Here is a 24,206-nt window from a genome sequence, read left to right on the forward strand (position 1 = left end):
TGAGCTAATACAACAGAGGTTTAAAAACACGATGACACGCATCGGGATCTATACTGCGACGGAGAACGAACTCGGCTCGATCGGGCGGGCCGCCGAGCGCCTCGAGGACATCGACCTCGTGGTGCGCTCGGAGAGCGACCTCGACGAGGAGGCCGACGTCGAGTCGTTCGTCGACGAATTGGACGACGCCGCGGCGGCGATCTTCTGGCTGCACGGGGCCGAAGACAGCATGCCGGGCTACGACTACGCGACGGGCGCGCTCGCGGAGGCGGGCGTGCCGCTGATCGTCAAGGCGACCGGCGACGCCTTCGCCTTCGAGGACACGACGGTCTCGGACGATCATCGAGACCGGGTCTACGACTACCTCGAGAAGGGCGGCACGATCAACGTCGCGAACCTCTGTCGGTTCCTCGCCGCCGAGTACGAGGGCCGCGATATCGAGTTCGACGAACCGACGGAACTCCCCACGGAGGGGGTCTACCACCCTGACCATCCGGGGATCGAGTACGAGGAGCTTCTCGAGACCCACGATCCGGACAAGCCGACGGTCGCGGTCTGGTTCTACGAGTCCCACTGGACCCACGAGAACACCAGATACGTGGACGCACAGGTCCGGGCGCTCGAGGAACAGGGTGCGAACGCGCTGCCGATCTTCTGTAACCCCGCGACCGACACCGACGAGCAGGAAGACGCGGAGTGGGTGACCGACAACTGGCTCGTCGATGACAACGGCCAGTCTACCGTCGACGCCGTCCTCTCTTCGTTCATGTTCTCGCTCTCGATGGACGAGCGCGGCCGCAGCGCCGACGACGAGGGCAGTTCGGCCGAAGACGTCTTCCTCGACCGACTCGGAGTGCCCGTCCTGCAGACGGTCACCACGATGCGCTCGCGGTCGCGCTACGAGTCCAGCGACACGGGCGTGATGGGCTTCGAACTCGCGCTCTCGGTCGCGCTGCCGGAGTTCGACGGCAACGTCATCACCCATCCGATTTCGGGCAAGGAACGGACCGACGACGAGGCCGGTATCGGCTCCGCGCCGAAACACCACTTCCCGATCGAGGACCGGGTCGATCACGCGACCCGACTGGCGGTCAACTGGGCCGAGCTTCGGCACACGCCGAACGAGGACAAGCAGGTCGCCGTCGTCCTCCACAACTACCCGCCGAGCGACGACGGGATCGGGACCGCGTTCGGCCTCGACAGTCCCGAATCGACCGTCAACCTGCTCGAGGAACTCGAGGCCCGCGGCTACGATCTGGGCGACGACATGCCGGACAGCGGGCAGTCCCTCGTCGAGAAACTGACCGCCCAACTCACGCTCGAGGACCGCTGGGTCGCCCCCGAAGACGTCCGTGATCTCTCGGTCGACGTGGTATCGCCGGACACCTACGAAGAGTGGTTCGCCGACACCGACGAGCGCTTCCAGGAGAATATCATCGAGGAATGGGGCGAGGTGCCCGACCGCCCGTTCGCGATTCCGGGCGTCGAGTTCGGCAACGTCCTCGTCACGGTCCAGCCCCCGCGCGGGTTCGGGATGGACCCCTCGAAGGTCTATCACGACTCCGACCTGCAGCCGCCACACGACTACTTCGCCTTCTACGGCTGGCTCCGGAATACGTTCGAGACCGACGCGGTCGTCCACTTGGGTACTCACGGCAGCCTCGAGTGGCTCCCCGGCAAGACCGTCGGCCTGAACGGCGAGAGCGCGCCCGACCAGTTGATCGACGACATCCCGAACGTCTACCCCTACATCGTCAACAACCCCGGCGAGGGGACCCAGGCCAAACGCCGCTCCTACGCCGCCATCGTGGACTACCTGACGCCCGTGATGCGGAACGCGGGCACCTACGACGAACTCTCGGAACTCGAGGAACTCGCGAACCAGTACCGCGAGGCCGGGATGGAAGACGCCCGCGCCGACGACGGCCAGCATCTCGAGGACCTCATGCGCGAAAAAGTCGCGGAACTCGACCTCGCCGTCGAGTTGGGGATCGAGGGCACCATCGACGAGCAGGCCGAGGTCCGCGGTCCCGACGAGGCCGGCTCGACGCTCGAGGAGGGCGAGGTTTCGGGCGACGAGGTCGATATCGACGAACTCGTCGAACGCGTCCACGAGTACCTCACGGACGTCAAGACGACCCAGATCCGGCTCGGGCTCCATACGATGTCCGAGCCGCCGGCCGACGAACGGCTGGTGGAGTACCTCGTTGCCCTCACGCGCCTCGAGAACCCCGGCGCGCCGAGCCTGCGCGAGAGCGTGGCCGGCGTCTTGGGCGTCGACTACGAGAAAATGCTGAACGCGCCCGGCGAGTACGACGAGGCGCTGGGAATGACCTACGCCGAGGCCGCCGACGAGGTCTACGAGACGAGCGTCGCGTTGATCGAAACACTCGCCGAACACGACTTCGACGTGCCCGAGTCGGAACTCGAGGGCGGTCCCGATGACGAGGTGAACATGAACCTCCTCGTCGTCGACCTCGAGACGATCGGCGACGCACGGGCCAAATCCCGCGCCCACGACGACCTCCGGAAGGCGCTGGCCTACATCTGCGAGGAGGCCCAACCCCGCGTGCAGGGGGCCGAAGACGAGATCCCCCGCACCGCGGACGCCCTCTCTGGCGAGTACGTCCCGCCGGGTGGCTCCGGTGCGCCGACCCGCGGCGGCGTCGACCTGCTGCCGACCGCACGGAACTTCTATACGCTCGATCCGCGGAAGGTGCCGGCGAAGGCCGCTTGGCAGGTCGGCAGCGAGGTCGCGGAGGGCGTCCTCGAGCGCCACTACGACGAGAACGACGAGTACCCCGAGGAGATCGGCGTCGTCGCGTGGGGGACCCCGACCGTCCGCACTCGCGGCGAGACGATCGCCCAGGTGCTGGCCATGATGGGCGTCGAACCGCAGTGGACCGATGCCGGCCGCATCGATGACGTCGAGCCGATCCCGCTCGAGGAACTCGACCGGCCGCGAGTCGACGTGACGACCCGCGTCTCCGGGCTCTTCCGCGACGCCTTCCCGGCCGCGGCGGGTGTCATCCACGACGCCGTCGACGCGGTCGTCGACCTCGACGAGCCCCACGAGATGAACTACGTCAAAAAGCACGTCGAGGAAGAGCAGGCGGAACTCGAGGAAGAAGAGGGCCTCGACGAATCGGACGCCCGCAAGGCTGCCAAACACCGCGTCTTCACGACCCGGCCCGGCGGCTACGGTGCCGGGACGAACAAGGCCGTCGACGAGGGCAACTGGGACGACCGCTCCGACCTCGCCTCCGTCTACGTCCAGTGGGGCGGCTACGCCATGGGCTCGAGAGGGCGCGTCTCCGACGCCCACGACGCGTTCGAACGTCGCCTCTCGTCCGTCGACGCGACGGTCAAGATCGAGGACACGATGGAACAGGACGAGTTCGACTCCTCGGACTGGTACGCCTTCCACGGCGGCTTCATCTCCGCCGTGAGCGAGATTTCGGGCGCGGAGCCCGCCTCCTACGTCGGCGACTCCTCGGATCCAGACAACGTCGACGTCTACACGAACGAGGAGAAGGTCCGTAAGGCGATGCGCTCGCGGGTCCTGAACCCTGACTGGCTCGAGTCCATGGAGGACCACGGCTACAAGGGTGCAGGCGACCTCTCGACGACGGTCGACGTGACGTTGGGCTGGGACGCCACGACAGGCGTCGTCAGCGACACCCTCTGGGAGGAGGTCGCCGAGAAGTTCGCCTTCGACGAGGACCGGCAGGACTGGATGCGCGATGTGAACCCGTGGGCCCTCGAGTCGATCACGGACACGCTGCTCGAGGCCGTCGAACGCGATCTGTGGGACGCCGACGACGAGACGGTCGACCGCCTGCGCGATCTGAACCTCGAGGTCGAGGGTGACCTCGAGGCACGGACGACCAACGAGGCCGTGGGGGCGGCGACTGATGACTGACGAACCGATGACCGATCGAGGTCGACCGACGAACGATAGCAGCCACGATGAGTGTGATACGCAATGACTGATCAGGAGTTCGAGGAGGAGTACGCCGATCTGGGAGCAACGACACAGAACGCCATGGACATCGCCGAGACGAGTCTCGATATCGTCAGGCAGTTCACGCCGGACGAGACGCTGGCCGATCGCGTCCGCCAGAAGTCGGTCCACTCGATGGGCGACATCGAGTTCCAGCACCTCGTCGAGTTCACCGGCGGCGACGACCTCGGCGACGACGAGGACGCGCCAGTTCGGGCCGGCGCGCGGGCCGTCCTCGAGGAGGCCGATATCTTCACCGATATCACGATGGTGAAAGCCGGCATCACGGGCCGGGGCCACGACTGCGAGGTCTCCAAGGCCATCGGTCACGGCAAGGAACTCGCCGCCGAGACTGGGATGACCCGGACCGCCGCGGCGATGCTCGAACTCGACAAGGAAGACGCCTTCGAGGGCGCGATCGTCACGATCGGGAACGCGCCGACGGCGGCGCTGGCGCTTGCGGACTGCATCGAACAGGGGACCCGGCCGGCGGTCGTCGTCGCGAACCCGGTCGGGTTCGTCAAGGCCGAAGAGAGCCGCGGGCGGATCCGCGAGGTCAGCGAGGAGTTCGGCGTGCCGGCGATCACCCACGTCGGTCGCCGCGGCGGGAGCGGCCTCGCCGCCGCGCTGACGAACGAACTGATCCACGTCGCAAAGGACGTCCGGACCGACGAGATCGACCTCGAGATCGACGCGGAAACGCGGGCCGCGGACGGCCGGAACCGATGAGCGGCGAGTACGATCTCGACGCGGGGCCGGATCCGGCGACGTTCGCCGCGGGAGCGGCGGAGCCTGACATCGATGAACGAGCTGACAACCCCGTCTATGCCGTCGGCGTCGGCCCCGGGAATCAGGAGTATCTCACTCCGCGGGGCGAGCGCGCGATCCGCGAGGCCGACGTCGTCGTCGGCTTCACGACCGTCGTCGAGTTCGTCGCGGACCTGACCGACGCCGACCTGCTGACCTGCGGCTACAAGGACGAGGCCGAGGCGCTCGAGGAATTCGGCGAGCGCGTCGCGGCCGGCGAGTCCGGGACTGCGGTCGCGATGGGCGACCCGAACCACTCGGGGTATCAGTTCGTCGGGAAGGTGCAGGATACGGTGGAGCGACACGATTCTACGATCCCAGTTCGCGTCGTTCCCGGCATCTCCTCGATCCAACTGGCCGCCAGCCGCGCCCGGACGCCCATGGAGGACACCGAGTTCGTCACGCTGCACAAAAGCGGCGACCTCGAGTCGGACATGGACCGCCTCGCGGCCGCGGCAACGACCGACGAGCGACATCTGCTTGTCCTCCCCCGACCGTACGACCGGATGCCCGGCGATCTCGCTGCCTTCCTGCTCGAGGAAGGGGCCGACCCCGACCTCGAGGCGCTGGTCTGTGAGAAGCTGACCCACGACGCGGAGGAGATCCACCGGTTCACGCTCGAGGAGTTGGCGGACCACGCCGGCGGAGACGGGACGGAGGACACCCCGTTCTCCGATCTGGTCGTCCTCGCGGTACGGCAGCCGGTTTAACGGCCCCGCTGCGTTCTCATCGCGAACCGAGCCGAAGCGAGCGGGCCCGAGACGGGGGCCGTCGCGATCTCAGTCCTCTTCCCAGTAGAACAGTTCCTCCCGCGGTGCCAGGCAGTCGGGACACGCCTCCGGCAACTCGTCTTCGAACCGTCCCATCTCGCCGCAGGACCCGCAGCGCCACATGGTGTATCCGCGTCTCTCGGGCTCCCGGGCCTCGCCGATCGGGAGTTCGGTCTCGTTTTTGTTCCGCAGCTCGTCCGCGATCGACGGCTGGTCGGTTTCGGGCCTCATCACGGTCGTGACTACGCACTGTGGTGAGTTAAAACATACCATGGTAGGGTGAGCAGCACTCGAGATCGGGGCCTCGAGACGAGGTTGTGTTCGTCGAAAAACGGAGCTGAACGGCCGTTATCCGTCGTCTTCGTACTCGCGCAGGACGGACGACACGGTGTTCGACACTTCCTCGAGCGCGACGGCGTGGGTCTTCCGGAGGTCGTCGTCGTCCTGTGCCGCGCCGAGGTGACGGAGCGCCTCGCGGAGGTGCCGTTCGGTGTCGGATCCTGGGTTGTCACTCATGATTCGAGCGCCGAAGCGTAACTGACTCGAGCGGTTAAGTTCGTCGGTGGTCCGCACTCACTCGAGGGCATCCCGGACGGCCGCGCGGCGTTCAGCGAACGTCGCGTCGTCGAGGACCGGCGTCGCCGCGTCGGGCTCGATCGGCGCGTCGTCGGCGAGGTCGATCCAGGCGCGACAGCCCCGGTAACTGCCGCGTTCGGTGATCAGTGCCGGCGAGTCGAGTTCGGCGACGCGGAGCAACAGCACCCGCAACTCCCCGTCGGGGTCGTACTTGTCCCGCAGCCCGTCGGGCGTGTAGACGTAGTGGTCGGCGAGGGCCTCGAGGTCGTCCGTCGAGACGGCGTATTCCTCGCGGACGTCGGCGACGGCGCGGATCGGGACGCCCGCCTCGGGCTTCGCACTCGAGCGGTGGTAGTACGCCTCGTATCGTGATCGGTACCGGCTCGGCTCCTGATGGCTGTACGCGGGATAGAGCGCGAACCGCTCGTCGAGCGTCCCCGGATCGAGCGTCGGGTGGCGGACGAGGACGGTCTGTGCGCCGTCGAGCAGGGCGTTGACGACGCCGGCGCGTTCCTTCAGCGCCGGTCCCGACTCCGCGGCGGTCCCAGTAGTGTGGTCGCTCATCGGTCTCGGGTACTCGATCGTCGCGGCGACCCAATTCGGTTTCGGTCGCTCGTGGCCGGACGCCTCCCTCACCGACGGATTCAAGTACAGTTGTGCGAACGAAACTGACGATGAACGGATTCGTCCTCGGCGGCGTCAGCTCCGGCGTCGGGAAGACGGTCGCGACGCTGTCGATCATCCAAGCACTCGAGGACGCCGGCCACGAGGTCCAGCCCGCTAAGGCGGGCCCGGACTTCATCGACCCGAGCCATCACGAGGCGATCGCGGGCCGGCCCTCCCGCACCCTCGACCTGTGGCTCTGCGGCGAGGACGGCCTCCGGCGGAACTACCGCCGCGGCGAGGGCGACATCGACGGGTCACACCCGTCTGTTCGGGGGACGTCGTCCCCCGCCATCTGCGTCGTCGAGGGCGTGATGGGGCTCTACGACGGCGACGGCTCGAGTACCGCGATGGTCGCCGAGGCGCTCGACCTCCCGGTCGTCCTCGTCGTCGATGCCAAGGCGGGGATGGAAAGCGTCGCGGCGACCGCGCTGGGCTTCCGGGAGTATGCCGCCGAGATCGGCCGCGATATCGATGTGGCCGGCGTGGTCGCCCAGCGGGCCCACGGCGGCCGCCACGAGCAGGGGATCCGCGACGCCCTGCCCGACGGCCTCGAGTACTTCGGACGGATCCCGCCGAACGACGACCTCGAGATTCCCGACCGGCATCTGGGGCTCGAGATGGGCGGGGAGGCCGCGTTACCGAGAGAGGCCTTACGAGAGGCCGCCGAGTCGCTCGAGGCCGGGCGGCTCGCCGCCGTCGCAAGTGAGCCGCCGGCCCCCGACGCAGCCGCATCCGCGGTCGACCCGGCCGAGCCGGTCGACGCTACCGTCGCCGTCGCCAGCGACGCCGCCTTCTGTTTCCGGTATCCGGCGACGCTCGAGCGGTTCCGCGAGCGCGCCGAACTGGTCACGTTCTCGCCGGTCGCTGGCGATCCCGTGCCGGACTGCGACGGGATCTATCTCCCCGGCGGCTACCCCGAACTCCACGCCGACGCACTCGAGTCCGCCGACACCCTCGCGGAACTGGGCGACCTGGCCGCGGACGGGCTGCCCGTCCTCGGCGAGTGTGGCGGCCTGATGGCGATGAGTCAGTCGCTGACGACGGCCGCGGGCGAGCGCCACGAGATGGCCGGGATCCTCCCCGCCGACGTGACCATGCACGACCGCTATCAGGCCCTCGATCACGTCGAACTCGAGGCCGTCGACGACACGCTGACGGCCGACGCCGGCGAACGGATCCGGGGCCACGAGTTTCACTACTCGAGCGCCGACGTCGACGCCGACGCCCGTTTCGCTTTCGAAACGGTCCGTGGCGACGGCATCGACGGCGACCACGACGGGCTGACCGAGTACGAGTCGCTGGGCACCTACGTCCACGTCCACCCCGAAAGCGGGGCGTTCGATCGGTTCCTCGAGGCCGTCGAGGCGAACGGGATATAACAATCTACCCGTCTTTCACGAGAGCTGAAACGGAGTCAAATGACTAACACGAACGGCCGCGTAGGGGCGGGTATGGCCGAAACAGTCCAGCGCCTCGAGCCCCTGGAGCGTCGCCCGCTGACCGACCGAACCTGTCTCGTCACCGGTTCCTCACGGGGGATCGGTCGCGAGATCGCGTTCGAACTCGCCCGGTGTGGTGCCGACGTGGCGGTCAACTACCGGTCCTCGGAGGACCGCGCGCTGGCGGTGACCGAGACGATCGAGGAGAACGGCGAGACGGCCGTCCCGGTACAGGCCGACGTCTCGGATCCGGCGGCCGTCGAACGGATGGCCGCCGAGGTCCGCGAGGATCTCGGCGAGATCGACGTCCTCGTCAACAACGCGGGAATCACCATCGACCGGACCTTCGAGGACATGACCTACGAGGACTGGCGGACGGTCATCGACGTCAACCTCCACGGCACGTTCAACTGCACGAAGGCCTTCTACGAGGACATCAAGTCCTCCGATCACGGTCGCCTGATCAACATCTCGAGCGTGGTCGGCCAACAGGGCAACTACGGGCAGGCCAACTACGCCACCTCGAAGGGCGGACTCTTCGCGTTCACCCGGACGCTGGCGCTGGAACTGGCCAGCCATGACTCGACGGCCAACTGCGTCGCCCCTGGCTTCACCGAGACGGACATGTTAGAGAAGGTACCCGACCGGGTACAGGACAAGATCTGCGAGGACATCCCGCTGGACCGGTTCGCCGAACCGGAGGACATCGTCGGGATGGTCCGGTTCCTCGCCAGCGATCAGGCCGAGTACATGACCGGACAGGTACTCGGCATCAACGGCGGGATGGAATGGTGAGGACGGCGAGTCGTCGCTGATAATCGGTTCTCGAGACCATCCGTTTTCGGTCGCGTTCACGACGAGTGGATACTCCACTCACCGTCGACAATTTTCGTTGTCCTACTACAACTCCAACTGGGCAAACGCAGTTGTCCTACCCCAAACAAAATTGTTTTAGGGACGGACTCTGTTCCAACGGATGATGCCACCCATCGCGCTTCCACACGACGCGAAGGCCGGCCCGACCAAGTCGGAGGTCCGGGCCGTCGTCGGCTCGAAGCTCGCGCTCGGGCCGGACGACCACTTCGCGGAGGTCGGCTCCTGTACGGGGGCCGTCACCATCGACGCCGCACAGCGAGCCGGGCGGGTGACCGCCCTCGAACGGAAACCCGAACGCCTCGAGACGACGGAGAAAAACCTCGCGGCAAACGAGGCGTCCGTCCGCGCCGATGTCGAACTGCGCAACGCGGAAGCGCCCGAGGGACTGCCCGACGACGCCGACGCCCTGTTTCTGGGCGGCAGTCGGAACTTCGAGGCCGTCCTCGACCACGCCGTCGAGACCGAGATCGACCGCGTCGTCATGAACGTCTCGCGGCTCGAGGTCGCCGGCGAGGCCACCGAAGCCTTCCGCGAGCGGGACCTGCTCGAGGAAGTCGTCCAGTTTCAGGTGAGCCACGGCTACGAACTCGCCGGGGCGACGAGTTTCGATTCGGACAACCCGGTCTACATGCTAGTCGGGAGTGCAACGCCGGAGACGGACGAAAACGGCGACGAGATCGCAGCGGACGGCGGCGAGGTGGACCGATGACGCTGTACGGCGTCGGACTCGGTCCCGGCGAGGCCGACCTCGTGACCGTTCGCGGGAAAGAGGTCCTCCAGAACGCCGACGTGGTCTACTCGCCGGGCCGGCTCTCCCGGACCGTCGCTTTGAATCACGTCGACGAGTCGAAGATCGGGGACCTCGATTTCCCGATGACGAAAGACGAGGAGAAGCTCCGGGCGGCCTGGAAGGAGGCCGCCGCGGAGATCGCCCCGAACGCCCGCGATGGCGACGTCGCCTTCGTGACGCTTGGCGATCCCAACGTCTACTCGACGTTCGGCCATCTGCGCCGGACGATCGACGCGTTCCACCCCGAGGTCGAGTTGGAGATCGTCCCCGGCGTGAGCGCGGTGACGGCCTTTGCGACCGCGATGGGGGTCGAGATCGAGGCCGGCGCGGGCCTCTCGCTGCGAGAGGCCGCGAGCGGTGCGAGCCCGACGGGACCGGATCGGATGATCCTGTTCAAGGTCACCGACGCACCGGCCACCCACGAGGGACTCGTCGAGGCCGGCTATGACGTTACCTACGGCCGCCGACTCTTCATGGAACAGGGTGAGACCCTCGTCACCGACGACCCCGAAGACATCGACGAGCGTGACTACTACACGCTCGCCTACGCCGAGAAGGAAGATCTCGAGGTCGAGCAGGCGACGGCCGCCTTCGCCGACGACGAGTCCGGGTCGGAGGACGCGACGACGGACGGGGAGCCGGTGACCGACGGGGGAACGCTGGTCGACCTCGAGCGCGCCGAGGGCCGTGAGGGCGGCGACTGTGGAGGACACCGATGACTGACGACACACCGAACGACCCGCAGGACGCGATCGACTCCGAAGGCCAGCGCCGCCGCGAGGAGTTAGACGACCGGATCTTCGACCACAGCGCCGGCGACGACCAGGAGGGGGTCCCCTTCGTCGGTGCCGGCCCCGGAAACCCCCGGCTGCTGACCGTCGCGGGCAAGGAACTGCTCGAGGCGGCGGACCTCGTCGTCCACGCGGGCTCGCTGGTCAACAGCGAACTGCTGGACGAGTACTGCGGCCACGCGGAACTCGTGAATTCGGTCGGGAAGGACCTCGAGGAACTGATCCCGCTGATGCGGGACGCCTACGAGGACGGCGACAACGTGGTGCGACTCCACAGCGGCGATCCGGCCATCTACGGGGCTGCGCTCGAGCAGATGGACGCTTTGGAACACGAGGGTGTCCCGACCTACTTCGTGCCGGGCGTCACGTCGGCCTTCGCGGCCAGCGCGACGCTGCGGACGCAACTGACGCTCAACGAAGTGTCGAATCACGTCGCGTTCACCCGGCCCCAGGGCAAGACCCTGACGCCGGAGGAGGACCACATCTCCGATTTCGTCGAGATGGGCGACGTGACGACCTGCATCTACCTCGGGACCCACGCGGTTCGGGACACGATGGATCGCCTGCTCGCGGACGACCACGACCCCGAGACGCCGGTCGCGGTGATCTACCACGCCTCGTGGCCGGACGAGGACGTTATTATCGGCTCGATCGGCGACATCGCCGACAAGGTCGAGGAGGCGGGCTATCGCGCCTCGGCGCTGGTCGTCATCGGCGACGCGGTGACCGGTGCGGGCTACGAGCGCTCGTTCCTCTACGGGGACTGGGCGAACCGCGGCCCCGACTCGAGCGACGGGAGCGAATCGGACGCACAGGCGAACGAAACGCAAGCGGGAGACGATTGATATGAGTACGGACAACGCTGACAACGCGAACGACGAGTCGGGATCCGACGGCGGCCACTGTTCGACCGCGGACTCGGACGGCGAGGTCGCCGAGGAGATCGCGATCATCTCCTTCGGGCGGAAGATGGACACCGCCGAGGAGATCAAAGCCGAGATCGGCGATCGCTACGAGGCGATCGACATCATCGAGTACCACGGCGACGTCTTCGAGGAACACTGGGGCGAGTACGACTGCTTCATCGGCCTGATGGCCTCGGGGATCGCGATGCGCAAGACCGCCCACCTGCTCGACGACAAGTGGGACGACCCCGCGATCTGTGTGGTCGACGAGGAGCTGACGTGGGCCATCCCGATCACGGGCGGCCACCACGGCGCGAACCAGGTCGCACAGGACTTGGCAACGATGGGCGCCGTGCCGGCGATGACCACGGCCTCCGAGGCCGCGGGCAAGCAGGGCGTCGAGTCCCGCGCGAAGGCGATGGACACGCACGTCGTCAACGGCGACTCGACCGTCAAGACGAACCTCGCCGTCCTCGACGAGAACCTCGGGCCCGTCGCCCGACTCGACGGTCCGAAGGCCGTCCTCGTCGGTGACGACGTGACGGTCCTCAAACGGAACAAGGACGACGGCGTCGTCCTCGGGACCGGTAGCGTTTCGGGGGCCAGCAAGGAGGCCTTCCTCGCAGCGTGGGAGGAAGCCCTCGAGCAGACCGACTACGACTTCGACGACGTCGAGTTCGTCGGGACTGCGACCCGGAAAGAAGACGAGGAAGGGCTGCTCGAGGCGGCCCAGGAACTCGACCTCGGCGTCGTCGCCTTCGACAAGGAGACGCTGCTCGACCACGAGGGGCCGACCCCCTCGAAGTCCAAGGAACTGATCGGCTGGCCGGGCGTCTCCGAGGCCAGCGCGATCGCCGGCGGGCGCGAGCAGGAACTGGTCCTCGAGAAGATCAGCTACGAAAACGAGGTCACGGTGGCGATCGGTCGATGAGTTCCGACGCCGATTCCACCGACGCGACCGCCGGCGGCACGCCCGACGACCACGGCACCCTCTACGTCGTCGGCATCGGCCCCGGTCTGCCCGACCACATGACCAAGCGGGCCAAGGAGGTCATCGAGACCGCGGACGTGGTCATCGCCTCGAGCCTCTATCAGGAGTTCCTGCGGGACGACGGCACGATTCCCTCGGAGGAACGAACCGACGAGGACGGGACCGCGACCCGCGAGGACGGCTTCGAACAGGAGATCGTCCGCTCGACGATGGGCCGCCAGATCGAACTCGCCCGCGCGGCGTTCGACCACGTCCGCGAGGGGAAAGACGTGGCCCACGTCTCCGGCGGCGATCCGTCGGTCTACGGCAAGTCCGACCTCATCTTCAAGATGGCAGAGGAGGACGACGCGACGGATATTCCGATCGAGATCGTGCCCGGCCTCACCGCGGCGCTGGGCGGATCCGCGAACGTCGGCGCGCCGCTGTGTAACGACTTCTGTACGGTCTCGCTGTCGGACAAGTGGCGCGGCTGGGACGAGATCGAGGAGAAGCTTCGGGCGGCAGCGATCTCCGATTTCGTGATCGTCCTCTACAACTGCTGGCGCAACTACGAGGAGGCCGTCGAGATCGTCCGCGAGGAGCGGACCGACGACGCCTACGTAGCCATCGTCAACGACGCCGGCCGCGAGGACGCCGGCCGCAACGGCGAGAGCCAGTTCATCACGACGCTGGGCGAGGCCGCCGACCACGACGACAAGGTCTCCGGCATGGGCACTTCGCTGATCATCGGCAACCACGAGACCGAGACCTGGCGCAACGACGACCGAACGTACCTCGTCACCCCGCGCGGCGGGCGTGACGTCGACGATTTCTGAACCCACAACCATGAGTACTGACACCGACGCGGACGCTGACGCGGAATCGACTTCCAACTGCAGTGCCTCCTCGAGCGACAGTAGCGAGGCCAGCACCGACAGCTCGAGTTCGAAATGCGGTGCCTCGAGCAGTACCGACGACTCGAGCGGCTCCACGTGCGGTGGGTCCTCGAGTTCGAGTTCGAGTTCGAGTTCCTCGAGCTGTGGTGGCTCGAGTTCCGACGACGATAGTTCGAACGAACAGGAGGTCGGCGCGACGGTCGACGATTTCGACGCCGAGCCCGGCCAACTGATCGCCGTCGGCCTCGGCCCCGGCCATCCCGAGGGGATGACCGACCGCGCGAAGGCCGCGCTGCTCGAGGCCGACCACATCGTCGGCTACACGACCTACATCGACCTCATTCCGGACGAGATCACCGACGAGGCCGAGGACATCTACGACACACCGATGTGCGGCGAGGTCTCCCGCACCGAGGAGTCGATCGACCGCGCGCTGGCGGGCAACGACGTGGCGATCGTCGGCAGCGGCGACCCCAACGTCTACGCGCTATCCGGACTCGCCCTCGAGATCCTCGAGTCCAAGGGCGCGACGGCCTCGATGGTCGACTTCGAAGTGGTGCCGGGCGTCCCCGCGGCACAGTCCTGTGCGGCCCGTCTGGGCGCGCCGCTGGTGAACGACACCGTCTCGGTCTCGCTGTCGGACCACCTCGTCCCAATGCCGGAGATCGAGTCCCGACTGCACTCCGTCGCCAGCGAGAACTTCACGATCACCATCTACAACCCGTGGAGCCGCAAGCGCCGGGAGAACTTCGAGAAGGCCTGCGAGATCCTCCTCACGCACCGTGAGCCCGACACGCCGGTCGGCATCGTCCACGGCGCCGGCCGCGAGGACGAGGAAGTGATGATCACCGAACTCGGCGAGCTCGAGGAGTTAGGCGAGAGCGAGATCATCGACATGACGACGACGATCGTCGTCGGCACCGAGGACACCTACGTCTGGGACGACCGGATGGTCACGCCCCGGGGCTACGAGACGAAGTACGACTACTGAGCGACGACCCACCAGCGACCTACATCATCATGCCACGATACGAAGTCACCATCGAGAAATCGGCCTGCGACGGCATCTTCGCCTGTCTGACCCGCGACCCGCGGTTCGTCGAGGGCGAGGACGGCCTCGCGACCGTCGACCCGGACGCGGACCCGGTCTACGACTGCGAGGGCGAAGTCACCGACAATTCCGAGCGGGTCGTCGCGACGTTCGACGACGACCGCATCGACGAGGCCCAGCAGGCGGCCGCGGCCTGCCCGACGGACGCAATCATCGTCGAGGAGGTGGGCGAATGAGCGACGCCCAGCCGTCGGCCGACGACGCTCTCGAGATCGCGGTCCCGTCGGACCCGCTGGCCGGCCACGCTGCGACGGCGTACTTCTGGGGCCACGTCGCCGGCAGCGGCGACGTCACGGACGACCGGATCGAGGTCGTCGCCAACGACGAAGCGTCCGCAGGGGTGCTGGCCGCCGTCGCGGGCGGCGACCTCGAGCGCGAGACGACGACCCGGGACTACGCCCACGATACCTCGATTACACGCACCGAGGACGAGTACGTCCTGACGATCGACGCCGACGACGGCGAGTCGGGGCTGCTCGGCCGCAGCGGCGCGCTCGGACTGCCCGTCGACGGCCGCGGCAACTACCGGTTCGGTGCCTTTGCGGGCCACGACCGCGAACTGCTCCGGGGACTACTCGAGGGCTGTGGCACCGTTTGCTTCAAGTCCTCGAGCGGCACCGTCGGGATCTCGTTCGTCCACGACGATCGGGACCTGCTCGCGTTCGCACGGGAGTTGATCGCCGACTGTCCGGTCGAGGCTCCCTACGACGACCTCTCGGAGACCTCCTCGGGCGGCTACTGGTTCGGCGTCGACGACGCGGCCGCACCCGACTTCGGCACGTGGCTCTACGAGGACTGCGAGAAAACGGGCCTGTTCGCGCCGAGTCGCCGACGCAAGTTAGAGCGCAGTCTCGAGCAGGCCGACGCCTACGACGAGTAATATGAGTACACCCGACGACACCACGGCCGCGCCCGCTGCCGGCTTCGACGACGAGGCCGTCCTCCTGATCGGCCACGGCTCCAGACGCGAGAAGTCCAACGAACAGGTCCGCGAACTGGCCGCCGACCTCGAGTCCCGGCTGGGCATCCCGGTCGACGCCGCCTTCCTCGAACTCGCGGAGCCGGCGATCGACGAGGCATTTGCCCAACTCGCGCCCGTCACCTCGCAGGTGACGGTCGTCCACTGCTCGCTGTTCGCCGCGAGCCACGTCAAAAACGACGTGCCGCTGGCGATCGAGCAGGCACGGGCCGAACACGACATCGAGATCAACAACGGCTCGCATCTGGGGGTCCATCCCGCGATCCTCGATCTGCTGGACGACCGCGCCGCCGCCATCGAGGCCGAACTCGGCGTCGACCGCGCAGACGACGACGTGGCCGTCGTCGTCTGCGGCCGCGGCTCGAGCGATCCGGACGCCAACGGCGACGTCCACAAGCTCGCGCGACTGCTCTACGAGGGGCGCGCGTTCGACCGCGTGGAGGCCTCGTTCATCGGCGTTACCGAGCCGACGCTTGAGGACACCCTCCACGGACTCTCGAAGCACCGCCCCGACGCGGTCGTCGTCCTGCCGTATATGCTCGGCGACGGCGTCCTCACCCAGCGGGTGCGCGATTGGACCGCCGAGTTCGACGAGGACTATCCCTACGTCGACGCGCTGGCCGGCGATCCGCTCGGGACCGACTCCCGGCTGCTGGACGTCTTCGCCGACCGCTGGGAGGAGGCCCGGACCGACAGCGTCGAGATGTCCTGTGACACCTGCAAGTACAAGGTCGACCTCGAGGGCTACGAGGAAGACGTCGGCGGCGCTCGCGCCATGCTGCGCGCGCTGGCCCACCAGGAGACCCACGCCGACCGCGACGACGTCGACGACGACCCCCACAGCCACGACGCGCCCGAGAAACACGTCGCGGTCTGTACCAACCAGACCTGCGCGAAGATGGGGTCGCCGGCGGTCCTCGAGCGACTCCGACAGGAAGTCCGGGACTCGGATCACTGCGACGCTCGCATCACGCGATCGTCCTGTCTCGGCCGCTGTGGCGACGGGCCGATGGTCGCGGTCTATCCGGACGGGGTCTGGTACGGCGGCGTCGACGACGGCGACGCCGAACGGATCGTCTCGGACCATTTAGACCGGGACCGAATCGTCAGCGATCTCGTCGATCAGACGCTGTAACGCCGTTTCGAAATACACGAACCCAATAATTCATACAGATACACCAATGAGCTGCCACGAAATCGAAGCACTACGACTCGGACTGATGACCGTCCTCGGCGTCGGGGACGACAGCACTCGCGATCACGCGGAGAAGGAACTCGAGGGCCATCTCGAGGGGCCGATCAAGGGCCTCGCGGAGGCCGAGAGCCTCACGGAGATCGAACGCCACCTCGACGCGGCGCTGGTCGACCTCGAGGAAGAGGTCGCCGCGCTGGATAGCGAGGACCCCGAATTCGACTACACGCGCGGCCGGTTGCTCGAGGTCCGCAACGCCGAGCGAGCGGTCCAGCGGCTTCGGACGCAGGGATCGAGCATCGTCGACGGGCTCGGCGACGCCCACGACACCCTCCACGAGACCTTCCCGGTAGAAGAGTGACGATGACCGGGACTGTCGACGCCGAACGGGAAGACGCCCTCGACGTTCGGACCGCCCCGCTGGGCGAGATCGAACCCGCCCGCAGTCGCCACATGTGGACCCGCTCGGCGGTCGCGGTCGCCGAGTCGGGCGACCTCGTCGTCACCGGCGAGTGGGACGGCACCGTCACCGCCCGCGAGGCCGACTCGCTCGAGGCACGGTGGACCGTCGACCATCCGGATCACGCGGTCGGGATCGCGTCGCTCGGAGGCGACGGAGCCGGAGACGACGAGACGGTCGTCGTCGCCGGCCGCGGCGAGACGGGGACGATCGCGGCCTACGACGCCGCGACGGGCGAGCGCCAGTGGCGCTACGACACCGCCGACGACGTCGGCGAGGCGGTCAAAGACACCGTCTTCTACCTGCCCTACGTCGTCGCCTGTGAGACGGGGACCGACGCCGACGGCAATGAGCGGCTCTACGCCGCCGCGCGACGGTACGAACGCGACGGCGAGACCCGACAGTGGCACAGCACCGTCTACGCGTTCGACTCCGCGGGGTCGGTCCGGTGGACCTACGAGACCGACGCCTCGCCGATCGCGCTCGATCCCTCTGCCGACGGCGAGCGCCTCGCGGTCGGCTACAACCGCTGCATGGGCGACCACGACACCGGGCTCGTCGTCCTCGGAGCCGAGACTGGCGACCTCGAGTGGACCTGGGACCCCGGTACCGAAGGCGACCGCCGCGTCGGCGACGTCTCGTTCGACGGGGATTCGATCGCCGTCTCGAGCCACGGCGACAAGCGGGGCTACCTGCTCGGACCCGGCGGGGCAGAGCGCTGGAGCGTCGATCTCGCCGTCGAAACGGAGATCGACGGCGAGACCCTGTACGCCTATCCGAACCACGTCTACGCCGACGATGGCCGGATCGCGTTCGTGACCGGCAACACCTACGCCGTCGAGAGCCGCGAGACCGAGAGCCGGCATCCGAACGAACACCGCGTCGCGGCGTTCGACGCCGGCGGGAACCCACTGTGGGACGACGACGTTCGGGGCTTCGTCCACGGCCTGGCCGCTGACGGCGACCGACTCGTCACCCCCTGCGCCCAGAACTTCCGGGTCCGCGATCCCGACACCCACGCCGTCCGCCGGTTCGACCTCGAGTCCGGCCCGGTCGGGGTCGAACGGCTCGAGGGAATCGCCACGGCTGCCGCCGTCAGGGATGGAACGCTCGCCGCGATCGAGGAACCGGTCGCCTACCACGACGACGGCGAGACCCGCGGCGAGTACGCGCTCCGAGTCGGCTCGCTCGAGTAACGCGTCGAGGGCCGACACCCGGTTCGATTTTACCCGTATTCGGCCGTTGAACCCGCCGTGTCGCATACGCAAGGCCAACCCCCACAACGCTCACTGCCGTTCGTTTTGCCGTACAATGACCGCAGAGTTCGAACACGGCGGCCCGAGCGAGCGTTCGGATCCCGAACGGGGCGAGCGCTCCGCGCGCCGTCCCGGCGAGGACGAGCGGCCGACGGGGCCGCCGCGCCGAGTGCTGACCGACGGCGGCCAGGCGGAGATGGAAGACCCGGACGACGAGAGGGACGGCTCTGAGAGTGGCGAAGGGACCGGGGCGGCCGAAGACGACGGTGAAGGGCCGAACGAGGAAACGGCGGACGAGGAAGCGACGGAAGACGACGGAAACGAGGGCGAGGAGTCGGCGGAAGACGATGAAGGAGCGGCCGAGGACGCGAAAGAGGGTGCCGGAGACGAGATGTCGGCCGGCGCGGACGCTGCGGAAGCGGGCGAAGACGGGGACGAACGGGCCGATACCGGCGACCTCGTCGAGGACGACCGCGAAGAGGGCCACGCTGCGGACGCCGAGGACGTCTACGAGGGCGACGACGCCGCCGGCGTCCTTCACCTCGACCTCGACGGGCTCTTCCTCGACGTCCTCGGCCTCGAGGTGAACCTGAACCCGGTGCAGTTGGACGTCTCGGCGCGGCCGGGATCGAACAACCTGCTCGGGAACCTGTTGTCGGCGGTGACGGGGCTGCTCGACGGTCCCGGTGCCATGCTGGACAAGGCGAAATCGCTGCTGAAAAAGCCGCTCGAGCTGCTCAAGACGGTCCCCGGAAAGGCCAAAGAGGCGCTCAGTGCCCTGCTCGAGAGGCCCAAGGCGTTCCTCAGCGGGCTGGTGAGCAAACCGAAGGAGTGGCTGACCGGCCTCTTGGGTCTCGGCGGCGAGGAGGCGGGAGCCGACGGCGAGGCGGCCGAGAGCGAGGACGAAGGCGACGCGGCCGACGAGACGGACAGCGAAGGGGCCGCGGCCGAAACGGACGAGGAAGGCGCGGGCGAGGAATCGCCCGGCCCGCTCGCCAGAGCGGGCGGCTGGCTGCGGGAGACACTCTCCGGGCTCGTCCCCAGCCTCCCCGTCGAGGAGATCGTCGCGGCCGTCGTCTCGCAGGTGATCGAACGACTGATCGAGCGACTCGAGCCGGAGGGCGAGGAGGCGGCGTCCGGCGGCGAGCCGGACTCGGCGGCGGGAACGGAGGCGACATCATGAGCGACGAATCCATCACACAGCGGATCGACACGGAGGCGATCACGGAGAACATCGACGTCGACCAGCTCGTCGAAGGGACCCAGTGGGAAGACGAGATCGACGGGGACATGCCCCTCGGCGCGGCGCTGGGCGGGCAGATCGGTGCGCTCGTCGGCCGCAAAGTCGGCGAATCGCTGGGCCGGACGATCGGGACCATCGTCGTCGAGGAACTGCTCAGCGGCGGCGAGGCCGAGTCGGAGACCGAAGAGGAAAGCGGCGCCTCCGAGGAGGAGGAAGCCACCGAAGAGGAGTCCGAGGAGTCGGAATCCGAGGGCGAGGAGTCGCCCGACGAGGAGAGTGCCGAGTCCGAAGACGAAGCCACCGAAGAAGAAACCGAGGCGGAAGACGAGGCCGAAAGCGACGCCGATGCCGGCGACGAGGAGTCGGCAGAGGGCGACGACGCGGCCGACGAGGACGCCGAGGAGGAAATGGAAGCCGAAGCCGAGGAGGAAGAGTAAGCCCGTGAGACGGTTTCGCTACGACGCCCGCTCGAGCGGCGGTGATCGGCGTGAGTGACGAGTCCGGGCTGAAGGGGATGGTCGCCGACGAGGTGAAAGAACAGGTCGACGTGGCCGACTTGCTCGGCGACGGCAGCCTCGAGGACAGTATCGACGGCGGCGAGGTCGGGGCCGCGGTCGGCCGCCAGTTCGGCGAGCAGTTCGGCCGCCAACTGGGGACCGCGGTCGGTCGCGAGGTCCACGAGACGGTCGCCGAGGGCCTCGAGGAGGGCACGGAACTCGGCGACCTCCCGGCCGAGGTCCGGACGGCGGTCGTGGACGGCGTCCGCGACTCGTTCGCGGAGATCGAGGGCCGCGACTCCCTCGAGTCGATGGCGAAAGGTGTCACCGAAGGCGGCGGCGTCGAGGGCCTGCTCGAGGGAGGCGGCGACGAAGGCGGGGACACCGACGACGCGGAATCGGAGGGCGAGGCAGCGTCGGACACGGAAGAACCGTCGGTCGACGCGGAGGCGGACTCCGACGAGGCTGACGAGGAGGTCGAGGACAGTGCCGAGACCGAGTCGGAAACCGAGGGCGGCGAGGAAACCGACGAAACGGCGGACTCGGACGACGGCGAGGGCGACGCCGAGCCGTCCGTGGAAGAGATCGAGGACCTCCGGAAGGACACCCTCGAGGACTTCCTCGGGGTGCTGTCCTACAGCGATCTGCAGTCGGTCGCGAAAGACGTCGGCGTGAAGGCCAACCTCAGCCGTGAGGAGATGACCGCGGCAATCGTCGAGACGGTGACCGACGAGGGGTCGGACGACTCGGAGACGGAAGCGGCCGAGGCCGAGTAGTCGAACACACCGCATCGCGCCCCGCGCGGGAACGACGACCCACGAAGCGATCCAGCATCCATGAACGACTCATCACTACGGGACCGCGTCCGCGAGGTACTGCACGACGCCGACGAGCGCAGCGGCTCGCTCGTTACCGGCGACGACGGGGACGCCGACTCCGACCTGCTCGAGACCGCACGCGAGGCCGACGACATCCTCGAGTCGGCCGACCCCGACGACCTGCTTGGAGCGGTCGGGCTGGACACGCTCGAGGACGGCTCGGAGCCGGACTCGATCCCCGAGGCGATCGCCCGGGGCGAGCAGGAGCGTGTCGCGGACCTCCAGCGATTGCTCCGGCTCTCGAGGCTCGCCGACCGGGCGGACGACGGAGGACTCGGGGATGCCGTCGGTGAGCTGCAGGACGCTATCGGCGAACGGGCCGAGTCGGCAGCCGACACCGACGAGAACGCAGGCGACGCGGACGGTAAAGAGACGGCCGACGGCGAGACGATGGCCGGGTCCGACACGCTCGAGTCGACGGAAAGCGAGAGCGGGGCCGAGTCGTCGACCGACGACCTCGGCGACGGGCTCCGGTCGGTGATGCGCGACTCGTTCGCCGATTTCGGCGACGAGGTGTCGCAACTGAAGGCGCGACTCGAGGAGCGACGCGCCGGCGCTGCCGATAGCGACGCGGACGACACGACGGCCGGGGACGAGGCTGCGGCTGCGGAGGCCGAAGCCGCCGACGAGGACGAGGGGCTGCTGGGCTCGGGACTCGGCGGCGATAGGGAGCGGGGCACGGCCTCGGGCGGGCCGAGCCGACACTCGACGATGGCACCGCCGCCGTCCCAGCGGGCGGACATGCGCGGGACCGCCCGCCACTCGACGATGCCGGACAAACGCGGGTAAGCGATCGTTCTCCGGCGCGTCCCGCTCGAGCCGACCTTTTCCGCGGACCCGAGCCGAGCCGTATCGGCCCGCCCGAGTAACCGATTGGGGTTACGATAGCGCCGCTCGACGGCCCTCGAGCGCGTCGCGTAACCGTCCGCGGGTGCCCCGAGCGGTACGTTTATACGATTGTGTTCCATCGTTGTTCCCGGTATGGAATATCGACGCCGGGAGGTACTCGGTGCGAGCGCGGCGGGGATCGCCGCGGCGGTCGGCGGCTGTCTCGGAGACAGCGGCGACGACGGCGAGGGGTCGATCGCCGGCGAGGAACTGGCGATGGCGACGACGACCAGCACGGAAGCGACGGGGTTGCTCGACGAACTCAACGCCGCTTTCAGGGAGCGGTTCGGCACGCGCGTGGCGGCCAACGCGGACGGGACCGGTGCCGCGATCCGGTCGGCGCGGGACGGCAACGCCGACGTCATTCTGGTCCACGCCCGGTCTCAGGAGGACGAGTTCATGCGGGAGGGGTACGGCGTCAACCGGCGCGACCTGATGTTCAACGACTTCGTCGTCGTCGGGCCGAGCGACGATCCCGCGGGCGTCGGCGACACCGAGCAGGCGACGGCGGCGTTCGAAGCGATCGCGGACGCCGAGGCGACGTTCGTCTCCCGCGGGGACGAGTCCGGAACCCACACCAAGGAGCTGGCGATCTGGTCGGAAGCGGGTCTCGAGCCCGGCGGCGAGTGGTACCAGCAACTCGGACAGGGGATGGGCGAGACGCTGACCAACGCGAACGAGTCGGGAGCCTACACCCTCTCGGACCGGGGCACGTACCTCTCGCGGGACGACCTCGACCTCGAGATCCTGTTGCAGGGGCCGATCGAGGGCGGGCCCGAACTGCTCGCGAACCCCTACGGGATCATGGCGGTCAACCCCGAGATCCACGGCGACGTCAACTACCAGCTCGCGATGGCCTACATCGGCTTCGTCACGAGCCCCGAGGGACAGGCGGTCATCGAGGACTTCACCGCGAACGGCGAGCAGTTGTTCTTCCCGGAAGCGCTGTCGGCGGACCCGAACTTCCGGCAGTACGTCCCGGAGGGCTGGCAGCCGAACGGATCGGAAGAGTAAACCCCGGCCTGTGAACACGGACGGACACCACCACTACAGATGCCACTCGACGCGCTCTCGGACCCGACGTATCTCCGGAGTATCATTCGGCTCTCGCTGACGGTCAGCCTCGTCGCCGTTCTGGTGAGTACCGTTTTGAGCCTCCCGATCGCCTTCGCCGTCGGGTTCGCGGACTTCCGAGGCAAGCGGTTCGTCACCGCCGTCATCAACACCGGCATGGGGTTCCCGAGCGTCGTCGTCGGCCTGCTCGTCTGGTACGCCCTCTCGAATCAGGGGCCGCTGGGAACGCTGAACCTCATCTACACGCCCGAAGCGATGATCATCTCCCAGTGCGTGCTGGCCGCACCGGTGATCACCGGCGTCGCGCTGTCGGCGGTCGAGAGCGTCGACGACGCCGTTCGGGACGCCGCCTACGGCGTCGGCGGGACGCGGGCCGACGTCGCCCTGATCACGCTCAAGGAGGCCCGCTACGGCGTCATCACCGGGATTCTCGCCGGCTTCGGCCGGGCGATCAGCGAGGTCGGTTCCGTCCTGATCGTCGGCGGCAACATCGCCTACGCCGACGGCACCTCGAAGACACGCACCCTGACGACCGCGATCCAGTTCGAAGTGCGAAAGGGCGAGTTCGAGGTGGCCCTGATACTCGGTGCGGTGTTGCTCGTCCTCGTCTTGCTCGTCAACGGGGTCGTCCTGCGGCTCGGGGGGCGATGACCATGCCGGGGATCGAACCCGGACGGCCCGCAATCGAGGTGGGAACGGCGTGAACCTCGCGTTCGAGAACGCCGCCTACGGCGTCGACGACGCGTCGATCCTGACTGACGTCTCGCTGTCGATCGGTGCGGGCGAGGTCGTGTCGGTCATCGGCCCCTCGGGGGCCGGCAAGACGACGCTGTTGCGGCTGGCCGCCCTCTTCGAGCGGCCGACGGCCGGGACCGTTCGCTGTGACGGGACCGATCCGTGGGCGCTGTCCCGGGCGGAGCGGCTGGCGATCCGACGGCGGATCGGGATGGTCTTTCAGCAGGCGAGCCTCTTCGAGGCCTCGGTGGCCCGCAACGTCGACGTCGGCCAGCGGATCCGCCGCCCCTGGTCCCGACGGCTGCGCGGGTTCGGACGGCGGCTCGCGGACCGCTGGCTTCGCGACGGGCCGACCGTCGACGACCGCGCCCTCGAGGCCCTCGAACTCGTCGGCCTCCGCGACG

Annotated in this window: 26 protein-coding genes; 23 read left to right on the forward strand and 3 right to left on the reverse strand. The window is 68.0% G+C overall.

Features of this window, described 5'->3' with window-relative positions; all coding sequences use genetic code 11:
- The first annotated feature begins 31 nt into the window (after positions 1-31).
- The 3 genes from cobN (at position 32) to ACSBP4_RS16555 (ending at position 5,520) form a co-directional block, all read left to right on the forward strand.
- Positions 32-3,922, forward strand: coding sequence for a cobaltochelatase subunit CobN (gene cobN / locus ACSBP4_RS16545; protein WP_435552868.1), 3,891 nt, complete (start codon positions 32-34; stop codon positions 3,920-3,922).
- Positions 3,923-3,985: 63 nt separating this feature from the next.
- Positions 3,986-4,732 (forward strand): precorrin-8X methylmutase, encoded by a 747-nt coding sequence (locus ACSBP4_RS16550; protein WP_435552869.1) that lies wholly within the window; start codon positions 3,986-3,988, stop codon positions 4,730-4,732.
- Entirely contained in the window at positions 4,729-5,520 is a 792-nt protein-coding gene (locus ACSBP4_RS16555; protein WP_435552870.1) for a cobalt-precorrin-7 (C(5))-methyltransferase, read from the forward strand. The genes ACSBP4_RS16550 and ACSBP4_RS16555 overlap by 4 nt, the downstream gene beginning before the upstream one ends.
- Before the next feature lie 69 nt (positions 5,521-5,589).
- On the opposite strand, the gene ACSBP4_RS16560 is transcribed toward ACSBP4_RS16555, so the two are convergent.
- The 3 genes from ACSBP4_RS16560 to ACSBP4_RS16570 all read right to left on the reverse strand — a co-directional run bounded on the left by ACSBP4_RS16560 (position 5,590) and on the right by ACSBP4_RS16570 (position 6,720).
- Entirely contained in the window at positions 5,590-5,811 is a 222-nt protein-coding gene (locus ACSBP4_RS16560) for a DUF7130 family rubredoxin-like protein (protein WP_006649062.1), read from the reverse strand.
- 117 nt (positions 5,812-5,928) lie between these two features.
- On the reverse strand, positions 5,929-6,096 hold the full coding sequence (locus ACSBP4_RS16565) for a hypothetical protein (RefSeq protein WP_162834884.1): 168 nt from the start codon (positions 6,094-6,096) through the stop codon (positions 5,929-5,931).
- Between the two features lie 57 nt (positions 6,097-6,153).
- Entirely contained in the window at positions 6,154-6,720 is a 567-nt protein-coding gene (locus ACSBP4_RS16570) for a DUF1802 family protein (RefSeq protein WP_435552871.1), read from the reverse strand.
- A gap of 110 nt (positions 6,721-6,830) precedes the next feature.
- On the opposite strand from ACSBP4_RS16570, the gene ACSBP4_RS16575 reads away from it, so the two are divergent.
- From ACSBP4_RS16575 to ACSBP4_RS16670, 20 genes are all read left to right on the forward strand, one after another.
- On the forward strand, positions 6,831-8,201 hold the full coding sequence (locus ACSBP4_RS16575) for a cobyrinic acid a,c-diamide synthase (protein ID WP_435552872.1): 1,371 nt from the start codon (positions 6,831-6,833) through the stop codon (positions 8,199-8,201).
- A 72-nt stretch (positions 8,202-8,273) separates the two neighbouring features.
- Positions 8,274-9,056 (forward strand): 3-oxoacyl-ACP reductase family protein, encoded by a 783-nt coding sequence (locus tag ACSBP4_RS16580; RefSeq protein WP_006649058.1) that lies wholly within the window; start codon positions 8,274-8,276, stop codon positions 9,054-9,056.
- A 184-nt stretch (positions 9,057-9,240) separates the two neighbouring features.
- Positions 9,241-9,846 (forward strand): precorrin-6Y C5,15-methyltransferase (decarboxylating) subunit CbiT, encoded by a 606-nt coding sequence (gene cbiT / locus ACSBP4_RS16585; RefSeq protein WP_373630877.1) that lies wholly within the window; start codon positions 9,241-9,243, stop codon positions 9,844-9,846.
- Positions 9,843-10,646, forward strand: coding sequence for a cobalt-factor II C(20)-methyltransferase (locus ACSBP4_RS16590; protein ID WP_006649056.1), 804 nt, complete (start codon positions 9,843-9,845; stop codon positions 10,644-10,646). The genes cbiT and ACSBP4_RS16590 overlap by 4 nt, the downstream gene beginning before the upstream one ends.
- Positions 10,643-11,563, forward strand: coding sequence for a cobalt-precorrin-4/precorrin-4 C(11)-methyltransferase (locus ACSBP4_RS16595; RefSeq protein WP_006649055.1), 921 nt, complete (start codon positions 10,643-10,645; stop codon positions 11,561-11,563). The genes ACSBP4_RS16590 and ACSBP4_RS16595 overlap by 4 nt, the downstream gene beginning before the upstream one ends.
- Before the next feature lies 1 nt (position 11,564).
- Entirely contained in the window at positions 11,565-12,554 is a 990-nt protein-coding gene (cbiG, locus tag ACSBP4_RS16600; protein ID WP_435552873.1) for a cobalt-precorrin 5A hydrolase, read from the forward strand.
- Positions 12,551-13,429 (forward strand): precorrin-3B C(17)-methyltransferase, encoded by an 879-nt coding sequence (locus ACSBP4_RS16605; protein WP_435552874.1) that lies wholly within the window; start codon positions 12,551-12,553, stop codon positions 13,427-13,429. The genes cbiG and ACSBP4_RS16605 overlap by 4 nt, the downstream gene beginning before the upstream one ends.
- 10 nt (positions 13,430-13,439) lie before the next feature.
- A complete protein-coding gene (gene cobJ, locus ACSBP4_RS16610) occupies positions 13,440-14,480 on the forward strand; it encodes a precorrin-3B C(17)-methyltransferase (RefSeq protein WP_435552875.1) in 1,041 nt (346 codons plus the stop codon).
- A gap of 29 nt (positions 14,481-14,509) precedes the next feature.
- Entirely contained in the window at positions 14,510-14,776 is a 267-nt protein-coding gene (locus tag ACSBP4_RS16615) for a ferredoxin (RefSeq protein WP_049964533.1), read from the forward strand.
- On the forward strand, positions 14,773-15,480 hold the full coding sequence (locus ACSBP4_RS16620) for a cobalamin biosynthesis protein (protein WP_435552876.1): 708 nt from the start codon (positions 14,773-14,775) through the stop codon (positions 15,478-15,480). Before ACSBP4_RS16615 ends, ACSBP4_RS16620 begins: the two co-directional genes overlap by 4 nt.
- Position 15,481: 1 nt before the next feature.
- Positions 15,482-16,714 carry a CbiX/SirB N-terminal domain-containing protein gene (locus tag ACSBP4_RS16625; protein ID WP_435552877.1) on the forward strand — a complete coding sequence of 411 codons (1,233 nt, stop codon included), beginning with the start codon at positions 15,482-15,484 and terminating at the stop codon, positions 16,712-16,714.
- 46 nt (positions 16,715-16,760) lie between these two features.
- Entirely contained in the window at positions 16,761-17,132 is a 372-nt protein-coding gene (locus ACSBP4_RS16630) for a DUF3209 family protein (RefSeq protein ID WP_006649048.1), read from the forward strand.
- Positions 17,133-17,134: 2 nt separating this feature from the next.
- Positions 17,135-18,427 carry a PQQ-binding-like beta-propeller repeat protein gene (locus ACSBP4_RS16635; protein WP_435552878.1) on the forward strand — a complete coding sequence of 431 codons (1,293 nt, stop codon included), beginning with the start codon at positions 17,135-17,137 and terminating at the stop codon, positions 18,425-18,427.
- A gap of 115 nt (positions 18,428-18,542) precedes the next feature.
- A complete protein-coding gene (locus tag ACSBP4_RS16640; protein ID WP_435552879.1) occupies positions 18,543-19,670 on the forward strand; it encodes a DNA primase in 1,128 nt (375 codons plus the stop codon).
- Entirely contained in the window at positions 19,667-20,167 is a 501-nt protein-coding gene (locus tag ACSBP4_RS16645) for a hypothetical protein (protein WP_435552880.1), read from the forward strand. The genes ACSBP4_RS16640 and ACSBP4_RS16645 overlap by 4 nt, the downstream gene beginning before the upstream one ends.
- A gap of 41 nt (positions 20,168-20,208) precedes the next feature.
- Positions 20,209-21,003 (forward strand): hypothetical protein, encoded by a 795-nt coding sequence (locus ACSBP4_RS16650; RefSeq protein WP_435552881.1) that lies wholly within the window; start codon positions 20,209-20,211, stop codon positions 21,001-21,003.
- A 60-nt stretch (positions 21,004-21,063) separates the two neighbouring features.
- Entirely contained in the window at positions 21,064-21,894 is an 831-nt protein-coding gene (locus ACSBP4_RS16655; RefSeq protein ID WP_435552882.1) for a hypothetical protein, read from the forward strand.
- A gap of 192 nt (positions 21,895-22,086) precedes the next feature.
- The gene (locus ACSBP4_RS16660) at positions 22,087-23,007 is read left to right on the forward strand and encodes a substrate-binding domain-containing protein (RefSeq protein WP_435552883.1); all 921 of its coding nucleotides are present in this window, start codon (positions 22,087-22,089) and stop codon (positions 23,005-23,007) included.
- 39 nt (positions 23,008-23,046) lie between these two features.
- Positions 23,047-23,718 (forward strand): ABC transporter permease, encoded by a 672-nt coding sequence (locus ACSBP4_RS16665; RefSeq protein WP_049964524.1) that lies wholly within the window; start codon positions 23,047-23,049, stop codon positions 23,716-23,718.
- Between the two features lie 49 nt (positions 23,719-23,767).
- A partial coding sequence (locus ACSBP4_RS16670) for an ATP-binding cassette domain-containing protein (RefSeq protein WP_435552884.1) occupies positions 23,768-24,206 on the forward strand: 439 nt, incomplete at its 3' end.

This window comes from Natrinema sp. CGMCC1.2065, assembly GCF_051225675.1.
In the GTDB taxonomy this organism is placed as follows: domain Archaea; phylum Halobacteriota; class Halobacteria; order Halobacteriales; family Natrialbaceae; genus Natrinema; species Natrinema thermotolerans.

Excerpts from the sequence above, each read along its gene's own strand:
- ACSBP4_RS16615 (WP_049964533.1), top strand. The coding sequence starts at position 14,510 with ATGCCACGATACGAAGTCACCATCGAGAAATCGGCCTGCGACGGCATC.
- ACSBP4_RS16555 (WP_435552870.1), top strand. The coding sequence starts at position 4,729 with ATGAGCGGCGAGTACGATCTCGACGCGGGGCCGGATCCGGCGACGTTC.
- ACSBP4_RS16645 (WP_435552880.1), top strand. The coding sequence starts at position 19,667 with ATGAGCGACGAATCCATCACACAGCGGATCGACACGGAGGCGATCACG.
- ACSBP4_RS16595 (WP_006649055.1), top strand. The coding sequence starts at position 10,643 with ATGACTGACGACACACCGAACGACCCGCAGGACGCGATCGACTCCGAA.
- ACSBP4_RS16560 (WP_006649062.1), bottom strand. The coding sequence starts at position 5,811 with ATGAGGCCCGAAACCGACCAGCCGTCGATCGCGGACGAGCTGCGGAAC.
- ACSBP4_RS16620 (WP_435552876.1), top strand. The coding sequence starts at position 14,773 with ATGAGCGACGCCCAGCCGTCGGCCGACGACGCTCTCGAGATCGCGGTC.
- ACSBP4_RS16580 (WP_006649058.1), top strand. The coding sequence starts at position 8,274 with ATGGCCGAAACAGTCCAGCGCCTCGAGCCCCTGGAGCGTCGCCCGCTG.
- cbiG (WP_435552873.1), top strand. The coding sequence starts at position 11,565 with ATGAGTACGGACAACGCTGACAACGCGAACGACGAGTCGGGATCCGAC.
- cobN (WP_435552868.1), top strand. The coding sequence starts at position 32 with ATGACACGCATCGGGATCTATACTGCGACGGAGAACGAACTCGGCTCG.
- ACSBP4_RS16640 (WP_435552879.1), top strand. The coding sequence starts at position 18,543 with ATGACCGCAGAGTTCGAACACGGCGGCCCGAGCGAGCGTTCGGATCCC.
- ACSBP4_RS16570 (WP_435552871.1), bottom strand. The coding sequence starts at position 6,720 with ATGAGCGACCACACTACTGGGACCGCCGCGGAGTCGGGACCGGCGCTG.
- cbiT (WP_373630877.1), top strand. The coding sequence starts at position 9,241 with ATGCCACCCATCGCGCTTCCACACGACGCGAAGGCCGGCCCGACCAAG.
- ACSBP4_RS16655 (WP_435552882.1), top strand. The coding sequence starts at position 21,064 with ATGAACGACTCATCACTACGGGACCGCGTCCGCGAGGTACTGCACGAC.
- ACSBP4_RS16605 (WP_435552874.1), top strand. The coding sequence starts at position 12,551 with ATGAGTTCCGACGCCGATTCCACCGACGCGACCGCCGGCGGCACGCCC.
- cobJ (WP_435552875.1), top strand. The coding sequence starts at position 13,440 with ATGAGTACTGACACCGACGCGGACGCTGACGCGGAATCGACTTCCAAC.
- ACSBP4_RS16550 (WP_435552869.1), top strand. The coding sequence starts at position 3,986 with ATGACTGATCAGGAGTTCGAGGAGGAGTACGCCGATCTGGGAGCAACG.
- ACSBP4_RS16575 (WP_435552872.1), top strand. The coding sequence starts at position 6,831 with ATGAACGGATTCGTCCTCGGCGGCGTCAGCTCCGGCGTCGGGAAGACG.
- ACSBP4_RS16565 (WP_162834884.1), bottom strand. The coding sequence starts at position 6,096 with ATGAGTGACAACCCAGGATCCGACACCGAACGGCACCTCCGCGAGGCG.
- ACSBP4_RS16625 (WP_435552877.1), top strand. The coding sequence starts at position 15,482 with ATGAGTACACCCGACGACACCACGGCCGCGCCCGCTGCCGGCTTCGAC.
- ACSBP4_RS16665 (WP_049964524.1), top strand. The coding sequence starts at position 23,047 with ATGCCACTCGACGCGCTCTCGGACCCGACGTATCTCCGGAGTATCATT.
- ACSBP4_RS16635 (WP_435552878.1), top strand. The coding sequence starts at position 17,135 with ATGACCGGGACTGTCGACGCCGAACGGGAAGACGCCCTCGACGTTCGG.
- ACSBP4_RS16630 (WP_006649048.1), top strand. The coding sequence starts at position 16,761 with ATGAGCTGCCACGAAATCGAAGCACTACGACTCGGACTGATGACCGTC.
- ACSBP4_RS16660 (WP_435552883.1), top strand. The coding sequence starts at position 22,087 with ATGGAATATCGACGCCGGGAGGTACTCGGTGCGAGCGCGGCGGGGATC.
- ACSBP4_RS16590 (WP_006649056.1), top strand. The coding sequence starts at position 9,843 with ATGACGCTGTACGGCGTCGGACTCGGTCCCGGCGAGGCCGACCTCGTG.